This is a genomic window from Streptomyces sp. NPDC058683 (genome assembly GCF_042716195.1).
Taxonomy (GTDB): domain Bacteria; phylum Actinomycetota; class Actinomycetes; order Streptomycetales; family Streptomycetaceae; genus Streptomyces.
The window spans coordinates 184677-197203 of the sequence record NZ_JBHXSK010000001.1 but is presented as its reverse complement, the minus strand read 5'-3'; the positions used below and the strand labels follow the sequence as shown (position 1 = coordinate 197203).

Below are 12527 nucleotides of genomic sequence, written 5' to 3'. Positions count from 1 at the left end.
TTCAGGGGATGCATTTCAAATGGTCCGCCACGGCTGGCACAGTTGGCGAGGAGAGGGTATCCGCCGCAGGGCGTAAATCGCCAGAGCGGCTTTCAATTCGGAGCCTTTTCCGCGGCACCACCGTCGATCACCGAAGGACGATCATGACCGACCGTTTGCTCACCCATCTGCGGCATGTGGACATCGCCGTGCCGGACTACGACAAGGAGCTGGACTTCTACTCGAGTGCCTGGGGCCTGACCAAGGTCGCGGACGACAGCGGGATCGCCTTTCTGGCCGCCGAGGGCAGTCCGGAACAGTACATCGTGCGTGTGCGCAAGGCTGAGGAGAAGCGGCTGGACCTGGTCGCCTTCGGTGCCGCGACCACGGTGGACGTCGACACGCTGGCCGAGCAGCTGCTCGCCGACGGCGTCAAGCTGATCGCGCAGCCGGGGCGCATCGACACCCCCGGCGGCGGCTACGGCTTCCGCTTCTTCGACGTCGACGGCCGGACCGTGGAGGTCAGCGCCGACGTCTCCCCGCGCAAGCACCGCCGTATCGAGGAGCGCGAGTCGATCCCCGTGCGGCTGTCGCACGTGGTGCTCAACTCTCCGAACCTGGACGTCACGCGTGACTGGTACGCCCGCCACCTCGGGTTCCGGCTGTCCGACACGATTCAGCACCCGAAGATCGGCAACGCGATGCACTTCATGCGCATCAACTCCCAGCACCACTCCATCGGCATCGCCCAGTGCCCGCACATGTCGGTGCATCACATGTCCTTCGAGATGCGCGGCATCGACGAGTACATGCGGGGCACGGGCCGGGTCAAGAAGGACGGCAGGGCCAGGTACCTGTGGGGCCCGGGCCGGCACGTGGCCGGTGACAACACGTTCAGCTACTTCCTGGACCCGCAGGGAAACATGATCGAGTACACCACGGAGCTGGAGCAGCTCGACGAGGACACCTGGCACCCGCACGTCTACGACCCCTCCAAGGAGAACGTCGCGGACCAGTGGGGCACCGCGAACAACCCGAAGGAAGAGGACACGGGGGACCACGCCTTCAACGACCCCGACCGCAGCGCCTTCATCGCTCCGCCGGTCTGAGCCCCCGACGCGCCGCAGCCTCCGCTTCGCCCGACCGAGGCGGGGGTGAGCTGCTCTCCCGTGGGGTCCGACCGGCCTTTTCGTATTCGTCGTGCTGAATGCTGCCCGTGAACAGTCGGCTCGGGCATTTCCTTCCCTCATACCAGGGATGAATAACTGCCGCCCTCGGTCCAGGTCGTGGCCGATATTTCATTGCTATCGTCCGGATCAGACGAAGGAGGAGATTTTCCCGTGGTGGACAACAATGTTTTCCGTAATGCGATGACGCAATTCGGAAGCGGTGTCACCGTACCGGTCACCGCCGACGACTCCGGGCGGTCCTGGGGGTTCACCGCGAGCGCGTTCTGCTCGGTGGCCCTGGACCCGCCGCTGGTGCTGGTCTGCCCCGCTCGCAGCGCCGAGTCGTACAACGCGTTCGTGAACAGCCGGCGCTTCGCGATCCACATACTCGGCTCGGACCAGTCCGATGTCGCCATGCGTTTCGCGGAGAAGCGGACCGACAAGTTCGAGGAGGGGCGCTGGCGACAGGCCGCGGACGGACTGCCCGCTCTCGACGGCGCTCTGGCGAGGGTCAGTTGCGTCACCCATGCCGTGCACGACGGCGGAGATCACGCCATCCTGATCGGCCGCGTGGTCCACGCGGAGGTCGACGAGGCGGCAGGTGCGCCGCTGCTGTACTTCCGGCGGCGGTTTCTCGACCCGGTCGCCAGCTGAGCGATCGCCATCTCGGCCGATTGGAATTCTGGCGACATGCACGCCGTGAATAACTGCTATCGGCGCCATTCATTCAACAGGGTCTTGGATGAGGACCCGTGATCACGCAAGGTGTGCCCCATGAGTTTTGGACTCGGAACATTCGCCGGCACCGATGGTGTCGCCTTTCCCGGTCTGGTCATTGACGGTCGTGTGTACGACCTGCGGCCGGAGTTCAGCGACACGCGGTCGATGCTGGACGACTGGGACGCGTCCCTGAGCCGGCTCCGCGAGCTAGCCTCGGCGCCCTCCGGCGAAGGCGTTGCGCTCGACAGCCTCCGCCCGCTCCCGCCGGTGGCCTCCGGCCAGGTGCTGTGCGGCGGCGCCAACTACTACACGCATCTGGAGCAGATGCACGCCGCGATGCTCCGCAACCGGGGTGACGAGCGGCCGGTCGAGGAGCTGCACGCCGAGGGGCGGAAGTTCGCGATCGCTCGCAAGACGAACGGGGTGTTCGTCTTCGCGGGGCTGCCGAGCGCTCTGAGCGGGGCGACCGACGACGTCGTGCTGTGGGGTCCGGGTGAGCAGCACGACTGGGAGCTGGAGCTCGCCGTGGTCATCGGCCGTGGCGGCCACTACATCCCGGTGGAGAAGGCGCTGGACCACGTGGCCGGCTACACGATCTCCAACGACATCAGCACCCGTGAGGTGATGCGGGCTTCCGGCTCCGGGATGACCGACTTCCTGGCGTCGAAGGTCCGGCCGACCTTCTTCCCCACCGGTCCCTACTTCGTGCCGCGCGAGTTCGTGCCCGACTACCGGGATCTGCGTATCACGCTGAAGGTCAACGGTGAGGTCATGCAGGACGAGAGCGTCAGCGACATCATCCACGGGGTCGAGGAACTCGTAGCCCACGCGTCGACGCTGGTGGCGCTGAGCCCCGGCGACCTGATCCTGACGGGTTCCCCGGCGGGCAACGCCGGTCACCACGGCAACCGCTGGCTCGTGCCCGGCGACGTCATGGAGGGCGAGATCACCGGCCTGGGAGTGCAGCGCAACCGCTGCGTGAAGCCGGCATGAGGATCGACACCCACGTCCACCTGAGCACCGCCAGCTGCCCCCCGCCGCCCGGTATGCCCGCCCCGCCCTTCGTCTCCGCTGAGGCGCTGCTGGGCATGATCGACCGCTACTCGATCGACGGCGCGGTGCTGTCGCCGGTGGCCCCGGGCGTCTTCTTCGGCGACCCGGCCGACATCGGAAAGCGCGCGCGGCTGGTCAACGAGGAGGTCGCCGAGGCGGTCCGTGCCCACCCGAACCGGTTCGCCGGACTCATGGTGCTGCCACTGCCCGACCTCCACGCCGCGCTTGCCGAGTTGGCCTACGGCTTCGACGTCCTGGGACTGGACGGCGTGCTGTTGATGACCAACTACAAGGGCACCTACGTCGGTGACCCGAGCTGGGCCCCTCTCTACGCCGAACTGGACCGCCGGGGCGCCTATGTCTTCGTGCACCCCACCATGCCGGGCAACGGGCAGGCGCTGGAGCACCCGCCGTGGCTGTACGAGTTCCCCTTCGACACCACGCGCGCGGTGACCAACCTCATCTACGGCGGCGTCGCGGAGGAGTACCCCGGCATCCGCTGGCAGATAGCGCACTGTGGCGGCACGGCTCCGTTCCTCGCGGACCGGATCGGCTCGCTCTCCGAGCGTGCGCCGAAGCTCGCCGAGCGTGCCCCCGCGGGGGCGGTCGAGTACCTCTCGCGCTTCTACTACGACACCGGTCTGGCCAACAACGAGTTCGCCTACCGGGGGACGCGCCTGGTGGTGCCGGCCGACCGGCTCGTGTTCGGCACCGACTGGCCGAACTGCCCTCTGCCCGAGGAGGGTTCGGACCCTGCTCCGGGCCTGGCCTTCCTCGACGACGCCGAGCGTGCCGCACTGGACGCCAACGCCGCCGTGCTGGTGCCGCGGCTCGCCGCGCGGATCGCGGCGGCCCGGGAGGCCGGCCTGAGATAGCGGGACGTTCTGCCTGATCCGTCGGCGACCGTCGCCGGAGACGATCCACATCACCCAGGCAGCGGGACCGCCCCGCCGCCCCCGCCACCGGCGTCCTCACACCTGATCAGGTAACCGGTTCGGTGCTCCACGGGAGGAGCGCCGGACCGGTCTCGTGGCGGACGCCTGCACCAGGCCGCGCACAGCGGCGGGATGAGGAACCGTGAGCAACGAAACAGCGGGAGCCGTCGGCGCACAGAGGTCCGGTGCGCAGCCCCCGGACACGAAGACCCCGCAGCAGCAGTCCACCGACATCCTCCCGGCCGACGATCGGATAGCGGCCCGACTGGAGCGGCTGCCGTTCACGCGCTACCACCTGCAGATGGCGATCGTCCTCGCCCTGGCAGGGATCTTCGGCACCTTCGATCTCACGCTGATGGACCCGTTGCTCCCCGCGGTGCGCGACATGTTCGGCCTCAGCCGCGTCGAGGCCGGCTGGGCCGGCGCGATCGCCATGGCCACCGCGGTCCTGGGCGGCCCCCTCACCGGGATCGTCGCGAAGCGCCTGGCCGTCAGAAGGGCGCTCGCCATCTCCCTCGTCGTGTACGGCACGTTCGGCGCCCTGTCGGGGCTGGCGTGGAACTACGCGAGCCTGATGGTCTTCCGTTCCCTGTTCGGGATCGGCCTGGGAGCCATGATCACCGCCCTCGGTGCGGTGGTCCGCGAGTCCGCGGCATCGCCTCGCCGCAAGCCGCTCATCGTGCTCGCCGTGTTCAGCCCGAGCCTCGGCCTGTTCGCTTCCTCCGCCTTCGGTTCCGCGGCCATCTCGGCCATGTCCCACGAGACCGCGTTCCGGACGATGCTGCTCATCGGCGGCGCTCCGGTGCTGGTCGGCCTGTACGCGGTGGCCCGGGTGCCCGAGTCGCCGCGCTGGCTGGCCGCCAACGGGCGGCTCGCCGAGGCCGACCGCATCGTGAGCGGCGTCGAGGCTTCCGTCCTGCGGCGCGGCGGTCAGCTCGCGGAGCCCCGGACCACGCCCCGGGTCGACCCCGAACGACGTCGGATCCCCCCGATCGTGCGGCACACGCTCGCCTTCGCGGTGTTCTGTCTGACGGTCTTCATCGCTTACAACATCTACTTCCAGTAGATCACCGACCGCGCCGCCGCCTCGTACCGGTACGAGGCGGCGGCGTTCGTGCTTGGCTTCACCGCGGGTTGGTCAGCCGGCTGACGGCACCCTGGGCCGACGGCTCTCGAAGCCCGTTCAACTACGCCTGGCCGGAGCGGTGAGCGCCGGGACGAGCACGGCATCGACATAGGCGGCGAGGAAGACTTGCGTCGGTGGTTCGCCCTCGAAGAGGGTGCGCGCGATCAGAGCCCCCAGCGTCACCTCTGTCACGAAGGGCAGGGCTGCGCAGTCGGCGGCGACTTCACCTCGGCCGATGGCCCGCTGGATCACGTGTCTGACAGCGGCGGTCTGGGGGCCTACCAAATGGCTGCGTACTCCTTCGAGAAGTACTCGATCGTGGTTGACTGCCATCGCCACACTGCGCAGCAGGGCTGTGCGCCGCTCCATCGTGCGGTCGTCCTCAAGGGCCAACAGGGCATGCAGATCACCACGCAGTGAGCCGGTATCGGCCACGGGAGCGGCCTCGGGCGACTCGTGTCGAATGGCTCGTACGACCAGTTCGGGTTTGCCACCCCACCAGCGGTACAGGGTCGCCTTGCCGCAGCCTGTCCGGATGGCGACTGCGTCCATGGTCAGGGCTTCGTAGCCGACATCCTTCAGGAGGGCGAGGACCGCCTCGTAGATCTCGGCTCTGCGTACCGGGGTCATCCGGCGGCGCCGCTGTGGGTCCGCGTTCGTCATGGGTCCTGCCTCCATCAGGTTCACCGTCAGGCATCAGAAGAGCGGTCGGCTCTGCGGCTGACGGCGTTCGGCCCGGGTGTCAAAGCCGTTGGCCCAGTTCGGTGACCGTGGTGCCGTAGGTTTCACGGACCTCGATGCCACTGGAGGTGACAAGGAAGACACCGCGATCGGTGTAGATGCGGCTGACGCAGCCGCGGCCGGTTAGGGGGTAGGTGCAGGCGTCGACGAGCTTGGCGGCTCCCTGACGGGTGAAGAGGGTCATCATCACGAAGACCTGCTTGGCCCCGATGGCGAGATCCATGGCGCCGCCCACGGCGGGTACGGCGTGCGGATCGCCGGTGTGCCAGTTCGCGAGGTCCCCGGCGGCGCTGACCTGGAACGCGCCGAGCACGCACACGTCGAGGTGGCCGCCGCGCATCATGGCGAAGGAGTCGGCGTGGTGGAAGTAGGCGGCACCGGGCAGCTCGGTGACGGGGATCTTGCCGGCGTTGACGAGATCGGTGTCGGCCGCGTCACCGTGCGCTTGGGGGCCCATGCCGAGCATGCCGTTCTCGGTGTGCAGGACGACCTGCTGTTCCGGCCGCAGATGGTCGGCGACGAGAGTGGGTTGTCCGATACCCAGGTTGACGTAGGCGCCGACGGGGATGTCCCGCGCCACCAGGGCGGCCAGTTCGACGCGGTCGAGCGGTCCACGGTCGGTATGCTCCACCGTGCGGTCGGTGAGCAGTTTCATGCGGTCGCCTCCGTGAGCCGGTCGACGGCGACGAGCCGGTCGACGGCGACGAGCCGGTCGACGGCGACGAGCCGGTCGACGTAGATGGACGGCGTGACGACTGTTTCGGGGTCCACAGCGCCGACAGGAACGATCTCGTCGACTTCGACGACGGTGAGGGTCGCTGCGGCCGCCATGATCGGGGCGAAGTTGCGTGCCGTCTTGCGGTGGACGAGGTTGCCCATGCGGTCGGCCCGGTGGGCGCGGATCAGCGCGATGTCGCCCTTGATCGGGAATTCGAGGACGTGGTCCCGTCCGTCGATGACGCGGGTCTCCTTGCCCTCAGCCAGGGGCGTGCCGGCCCCGGTGGGGGTGTAGAAGCCGCCGATCCCGGCGCCACCGGCGCGGATGCGTTCGGCGAGGGTGCCCTGCGGCACGAGTTCGAGCTCGACCTTGCCGGCTCGGTACAGCTCGTCGAAGACGTAGGAGTCGCTCTGCCGGGGGAAGGAGCAGACGACCTTGCGGACCATGCCGCGGGCCAGCAGGGCGGCCAGGCCCGTGGTGCCGTTGCCCGCGTTGTTGCTGACGAGGGTGAGGTCACCGACCTCGGTCCGGCACAGGGCATCGACCAGGGCGAACGGCATGCCCGCGCCTCCGAATCCACTGATGAGCACGGTGGATCCCGGGGCGATGCCACGCACCGCGCTGTCGGTGTCCGGGCAGGTCTCGATCACACCGACTCCAGGACCACGGCGAGTCCCTGTCCGACTCCGATGCAGATCGCGGCGACGCCCCACCGCGCACCGCGTTCCCGCAGCACGTGCGCCAGGGTGCCCAGGATCCGGCCGCCGGACGCGCCCAGCGGATGACCGAGGGCTATGGCGCCGCCGCGGGTGTTGACGATCTCCGGGTCAATGCCCCACGCGTCGATGCAGGCCAGCGACTGCACGGCGAACGCCTCGTTGAGCTCCACCGCGCCGACGTCGCCCCAGTCGATACCGGCGCCTGCCAGCGCGCGTTCGGCCGCCTCGACGGGCGCGTATCCGAACATCTGCGGCTCCAGTGCGGCAGCACCGCGCCCGGCGATACGCGCCAGTGGCTGGACGCCCACGTGGTCAGCGGCCCGCTGCGAGCCGATCAGCAGGGCGGAGGCGCCGTCGCTGAGCGGGGAGGCATTGCCGGCCGTGATCGTTCCATCGGACCGGAACGACGTCCTGAGCGAGGCGAGCTTCTCCAGGGTCGTGTCGGTGCGGATCCCTTCGTCCCGCCCGAGAACGACGCCGGCGACCGGGGTGACGAGCGGCTCGTAGAAACCGTCGTCCCACGCCCGGGCCGCGAGCCGGTGCGAACGCAGCGCGAACGCGTCCTGGCGCTCGCGGGAGATGCCGAATTTCTCCTGGAGCTGCTCGTTGGCCTCACCCAGCGAGACGGTCCACTCCTTCGGCATCCGCGGATTCACATGCCGCCAGCCGAGCGTGGTGGACACCAGTGTGGCGTCGGTCGGCGCGTACGGCTTCTGCGGCCTGGGCAGCACCCACGGCGAGCGGGTCATGGACTCCACACCGCCTGCGATGACGAGATCCGCGTCACCGGTCTCGACGGTGCGGGAGGCGATCATCGCCGCGTCCAGACTCGACCCGCACAGGCGGTTGACCGTCGTCGCCGGAACGGTGACGGGCAGACCGGCCAGGAGCGCGCCCATTCTGCCGACGTTGCGGCTGTCCTCACCGGCACCGTTGGAGTTGCCGAACACGACCTCGTCGATGCGTGCCGGCTCCAGTCGCGGGGTCTTGTCCACCAGCGCGCTCATCACAGTGGCGGCCAGATCGTCCGGCCTGACCCCGGTCAGGGCTCCCCCGTGGCGGCCGAAGGGGGTGCGCACGGCCGAGTAGAGGAAACTCCCGTTCATTACTTCTCCTAGTCGAGTACCTGCTGAAGCTTGTGGGCGAGCCGCCGTCCACGGCGTGGGCTCGATCTGTGGACGCGGCGAATCCGGAGGACCGCGCCCCGCTCAGCGGGGCCCACGGGAGTGGGAGTGTGGGCCCCGCTGATCTTTCCTGCCGGCTGCCCTACCCTCGACGAGGAGCCGGAGGAAGTCCCTGCAATGGGGTGCCGGACTTCTGTCCGGGTCAGGATGGCTTCACGCAGAGGTTGCGCTGGACTCCCAGGCCGGTGATCTCGCCCTCCATGACGTCACCCGGCACCAGCCAACGGCCCCCGTTGTGCGCGGCGTTGCCCGCCGGGGAACCGGTCAGCAGGAGGTCGCCCGGCCGGAGGTCGACCAGGCGCGAGGCGTAGGAGACGAGCTGCTCGACGCCGAAGATGATGTCGTCGACACTCTCGTCCTGCATGATCTTGCCGTTGACCTTCAGGATGATCCGCAGAGCACGGTAGTCCGGGACGAACTCCTGCGGGACCAGGTAGGGGCCGGTCGGGAAGAACGTCGGCCGGACCTTCGTCGCCAGGAAGTCGGTCATCCCGAAGTTGGGCCGGTTCATCACGTCGCGGGTGCTGACGTCGTTGGACATCGTGTAACCGGCGACGTGGTCGAGCGCGTCCTCCTCGGCGATGTCACGGCCGCCCTTGCCGATGACGACGGCGAGTTCGAGCTCCCAGTCGTGGTCCTTCCCCGGGCCCCACAGAATGACGTCGTCGTCGGCTCCGCTCAGGGCACTGGGCAGTCCGGCGAAGATGAACGGTTCCCCGTGCGGCCGCTCCGCCGCCACGCGCGCCGACTCGGCGCGCAGCTCCTCGTCCGGCCGCGGGTCACCCAGGCGCTTGAGCCGGGAGAAGTGCATCTGGCGCAGGTGCGTGTAGTAGTTGGCGCCGGCGCAGAGCACCTGACCGGAGGGCTCCACCGGGGGAAGGGGCCGCAGGTTCGCCAGGGACTGGCCGACGCCGGGAGGCGCGGCCGCCAGCTCGCGCAGCCGCACCAGGGTGGTGTCCCAGTCCCTCAGCATCGACAGCGTGTCCGTGAACTCCGGTCGCAGATCGTGGACACGGTCGTCGACGACGAGTCCGGGGAAAGCGACGCCGTCGGCGCCGGAGAACGTCCCTATTGCGAAAGACATGTGCACACCTTCACTTGGTCATGTGCAGTCGTCCAAGGCATGGTCCGATGACCGGCGTGAATATGAGACATTCACGCCCGACATTGCCTGGCGGGGGTTCAACCGAAGTGGACCGCACACAGGGGTGGGAATTAGTTCATGGAGAATGGAACGCTGTGGCCGTGGTCCATCGGGCCGTGATCATGCCGCGGCGTCGAGGAACTTCCGCCGGAAGTAGAGCAGGGGCCGGCCTTCCATGTCGTCGACGGCCGCCTCCACGACCCGGCCGACCAGGATCGCGTGGTCACCGCCGTCGTACACCGCGTGGGCTTCACAGCTGACACGGGCCAGCGCACCGCGCAGCTCGGGCAGCCCGTCCGCTCCCGTGGTCCACTGGTCGTCCTCGAACTTGTCGGTGCGCTTCTCCGCGAACCGCAGGGCGACCGGGCCCTGGTCGGCGCCGAGTACGTGGATCGCGTACCGCTGAGCGTCGCGGAACACCGGGTAGGACTCGGCGCCATGGGCCAGGCACACCAGGACCAGGGGCGGGTCCATCGCCACGGAGCAGAAGCTGTTGGCCGTGAATCCGCGTGGTTGCCCCGCGTCGTCGACAGTGACGGGAATGGTCACGCCGCTGCCGAACTGCGTCATCGCGTGGCGAAACGCAATCTGGTCTATTGCCATTCGGTCCTCCCTTTTTCACAGGTACCGTAGCAGCGCGTGAACGCCGGAAAGGCTGACGGAAAAGGGAATCTATTCATGCCTGGTATGACCGATAATGATGACCGCCGGTGCGGTTCCCTGTCGATACTGGAAAGCCGGAAGGCATCAGAGGCGATGGGCGGGAGCGCATGGAATATCGCAACCTGGGGCGCACGGGACTCAAGGTCTCGCGTCTCGTATTCGGCGGGCTGTATCTCGGCGAGGGCCTGCCCGAGGACGAGGCCGCCGATGTCATCGCAGCGGCGCGGCACAGCGGTGTCAACACCTTCTTCACGGCCGACGTGTACGGCGACGGAGCGGCCGAGGAGGCGCTGGGAAAGCACCTCGGGCCGTGGCGCGACGACGCGGTGCTGATCATCAAGGCGGGCTACCGGGTGGGAACGCCTCAGGTCCCGCTCGGCCGCGAGGAGCTGAACGCCACGCACGGCGACGGCGCGCTGGATCACGCGGCGCTGTGGCGCAAGGGCATCGCTCCCACCTCGCGGGGGCTGTCGCGCAAGCATCTGACCCAGGCGCTGGAAGCCAGCCTGCGGCGGCTGGGCACCGACTACATCGACGTCTACGCACCCCATTTCTGGGACTACGAGACGCCGATCGAGGAGACGCTGGAGACCCTGGAGGGGTTCGTCCGGGCGGGCAAGGTGCGCTACCTCGGAGTGTCGCAGACCGCCCCGTGGCAGCTGTACCGGGCGCTGTGGGCCAGTGACAAGCTCGGAGTGAGCAGGTACGAGTGCGTGCAGACCCGGTTCAACATCCTCGAGCGGGGGGCGCTGACCGAGTACCTCCCCGCGGCGCGGGCCGCCGGCGTGAGCGTCCTGGCGCACCAGTCGCTCGCCGGTGATCTGCTCACCGGCCGCTTCGCCCGGGACTCCGCGAAACCGACCGGCCTCGGCTCCCTGCAGCGGTACATGGACATGTACTGGACGGAGTCCACCTTCGCCTTCCTCGATCGGTTCCAGGCCGTGGCACAGGCGGCAGGCCGGACGATGGGCGAGCTCGCCCAGGCGTGGGTCCTCGCCCACAAGCCGGTGACCTCACTGCTGGTCGGCCCGCGCTCGCCCGATGCCCTGGCGCCGCAAGTCGCCGCGGCGACGAAACCGTTGACCGACGAAGAGCGTACGGCTGTGAACGCCCTGCTGGCCGAGGGGGGACAGTCCGCCTGACGTTCACTTCCTGACCTCGTATGGAGCTGTTGCGTTTCTCCCGCGTTACACCTACGCTCCATGTTTAGTACGGAACCGTATCGTACTAAACATGATCCGCTTCCAGAGTCGCTCGGCATGCCGACGGGCTCTGTGAACGCACGGCGAGGTGGTTATGGCGCCAGGCGCAAATCTCCGGAAGTTCGACCTCAATCTGCTGGTGGCGCTGGATGCGCTGCTGCGCACGCGCAGTGTCACCAGAGCGGGCGAGCAGCTCAATCTGACGCAGTCCGCCGTGAGCGCCGAGCTTCGGCGGTTGCGGCGCATGTTCGGTGACGAACTGCTCGTCCGGGTCGGCCGGCAGTACGAGCTGACGGCGCTGGCGCAGGACCTCATCGAGCCGGTGAGTGACGTGGTCGCCCGGATCAAGCGGACGATCGAGCACCGCCGGACCTTCGACCCGGCTGTCGAGGCTCGCCGGTTCTCCGTGGTCATGTCCGACTACGCCATGCTGCTGTTGCTCCAGCCCGCCCTGTGCCGGGCCGCGAAGCAGGCGCCGGGGGTCGGTCTGGAGACGCGCCAGTTCAACGACCAGATTCAGCGGCTGCTCGGGCAGAGCGGGATCGATCTCGTCATCGGGCCCAACCTGGACCTGGACGGCGTTCACTCGCAGCGGCTGTTCAGTGATCGCTTCGTGTGTATCGTCTCCGCGGACAATCCGGAGGTCGGCGACGAACTGACCGCGGAGCAGTTCGAATCACTGCCCCATCTCTCGATCGCCTGGCAGTCCTGGCTCGGCAACCCTCATATGCAGCGACCCGGTGCCGGGTCGTTCACCGGGAATCTCGTCGGCCTGATGGGCCCGCGATCGGCGGGCGATCTGTCCGCCGTGTACCACTCGGACGTGATCGCCGACAGTTTCACCCTGGCCCCCTTCCTCGTGAGGGGAACCCGTCTGGTGGCCGTCGTTCCGGAGCGCCTGGCCGAGCACTTCCGTGAGATGGCCGGCATCAGGATCATGGAGCCGCCGTTCAAGGCGCCGGACCTGCACGAGACGATGTACTGGACGGATCTGGCCGACACCGATCCGGCCCATGCCTGGCTGCGCGGCATGATCATGGACGTCGCCGCCGGCATCCCCGAGCCGTCCCTGGCGGGGCCCGATCCTGACCGGCGGATGCTCACGGCGGTGTGAGCCGGAGGGTGTTTCCTCGTCGTCGATGGCCATGGGAGGGGCGGTCCGTGCAAGGGGTCG

13 protein-coding genes are annotated in these 12527 nt (G+C 68.4%); 7 read left to right on the top strand and 6 right to left on the bottom strand.

The features are described 5' to 3' along the window. Window positions 1–143: 143 nt before the first annotated feature. The 5 genes from ACFWXC_RS01055 (at window position 144) to ACFWXC_RS01035 (ending at window position 4922) form a co-directional block, all read left to right on the top strand. Window positions 144–1088 (top strand): VOC family protein, encoded by a 945-nt coding sequence (locus ACFWXC_RS01055; protein ID WP_384470996.1) that lies wholly within the window; start codon window positions 144–146, stop codon window positions 1086–1088. A gap of 261 nt (window positions 1089–1349) precedes the next feature. Next, window positions 1350–1802 (top strand): flavin reductase family protein, encoded by a 453-nt coding sequence (locus ACFWXC_RS01050; protein ID WP_384470994.1) that lies wholly within the window; start codon window positions 1350–1352, stop codon window positions 1800–1802. A gap of 120 nt (window positions 1803–1922) precedes the next feature. Further along, a complete protein-coding gene (locus ACFWXC_RS01045; RefSeq protein WP_384470991.1) occupies window positions 1923–2861 on the top strand; it encodes a fumarylacetoacetate hydrolase family protein in 939 nt (312 codons plus the stop codon). Beyond that, the gene (locus ACFWXC_RS01040) at window positions 2858–3796 is read left to right on the top strand and encodes an amidohydrolase family protein (RefSeq protein WP_384470988.1); all 939 of its coding nucleotides are present in this window, start codon (window positions 2858–2860) and stop codon (window positions 3794–3796) included. Before ACFWXC_RS01045 ends, ACFWXC_RS01040 begins: the two co-directional genes overlap by 4 nt. A gap of 202 nt (window positions 3797–3998) precedes the next feature. Next, a complete protein-coding gene (locus tag ACFWXC_RS01035; protein ID WP_384470985.1) occupies window positions 3999–4922 on the top strand; it encodes an MFS transporter in 924 nt (307 codons plus the stop codon). Between the two features lie 117 nt (window positions 4923–5039). Here the strand turns inward: ACFWXC_RS01035 and ACFWXC_RS01030 are convergent, their stop codons facing one another. The 6 genes from ACFWXC_RS01030 to ACFWXC_RS01005 all read right to left on the bottom strand — a co-directional run bounded on the left by ACFWXC_RS01030 (window position 5040) and on the right by ACFWXC_RS01005 (window position 10091). After that, the gene (locus tag ACFWXC_RS01030; RefSeq protein ID WP_384470982.1) at window positions 5040–5645 is read right to left on the bottom strand and encodes a TetR/AcrR family transcriptional regulator; all 606 of its coding nucleotides are present in this window, start codon (window positions 5643–5645) and stop codon (window positions 5040–5042) included. 79 nt (window positions 5646–5724) lie between these two features. Continuing rightward, window positions 5725–6378, bottom strand: a complete 654-nt coding sequence (locus tag ACFWXC_RS01025) for a 3-oxoacid CoA-transferase subunit B (RefSeq protein WP_384470979.1) — start codon at window positions 6376–6378, stop codon at window positions 5725–5727. Further along, window positions 6375–7091: a 3-oxoacid CoA-transferase subunit A gene (locus tag ACFWXC_RS01020; RefSeq protein ID WP_384470976.1), complete on the bottom strand. Its 717-nt coding sequence runs from the start codon at window positions 7089–7091 to the stop codon at window positions 6375–6377. The genes ACFWXC_RS01025 and ACFWXC_RS01020 overlap by 4 nt, the downstream gene beginning before the upstream one ends. Next, window positions 7088–8266: a thiolase family protein gene (locus ACFWXC_RS01015; protein ID WP_384470973.1), complete on the bottom strand. Its 1179-nt coding sequence runs from the start codon at window positions 8264–8266 to the stop codon at window positions 7088–7090. The genes ACFWXC_RS01020 and ACFWXC_RS01015 overlap by 4 nt, the downstream gene beginning before the upstream one ends. A 220-nt stretch (window positions 8267–8486) precedes the next feature. Next, window positions 8487–9428, bottom strand: a complete 942-nt coding sequence (locus tag ACFWXC_RS01010; protein WP_384470970.1) for a fumarylacetoacetate hydrolase family protein — start codon at window positions 9426–9428, stop codon at window positions 8487–8489. 180 nt (window positions 9429–9608) lie between these two features. Beyond that, a complete protein-coding gene (locus tag ACFWXC_RS01005; protein WP_384470967.1) occupies window positions 9609–10091 on the bottom strand; it encodes a flavin reductase family protein in 483 nt (160 codons plus the stop codon). A gap of 167 nt (window positions 10092–10258) precedes the next feature. Between ACFWXC_RS01005 and ACFWXC_RS01000 the strand changes: the two genes are divergently transcribed. Together ACFWXC_RS01000 and ACFWXC_RS00995 are read left to right on the top strand one after the other, a co-directional pair. Further along, a complete protein-coding gene (locus ACFWXC_RS01000) occupies window positions 10259–11293 on the top strand; it encodes an aldo/keto reductase (RefSeq protein WP_384470964.1) in 1035 nt (344 codons plus the stop codon). A 154-nt stretch (window positions 11294–11447) separates the two neighbouring features. After that, window positions 11448–12467: a LysR family transcriptional regulator gene (locus tag ACFWXC_RS00995; protein ID WP_384470961.1), complete on the top strand. Its 1020-nt coding sequence runs from the start codon at window positions 11448–11450 to the stop codon at window positions 12465–12467. The last annotated feature ends 60 nt before the right edge of the window (window positions 12468–12527 follow it).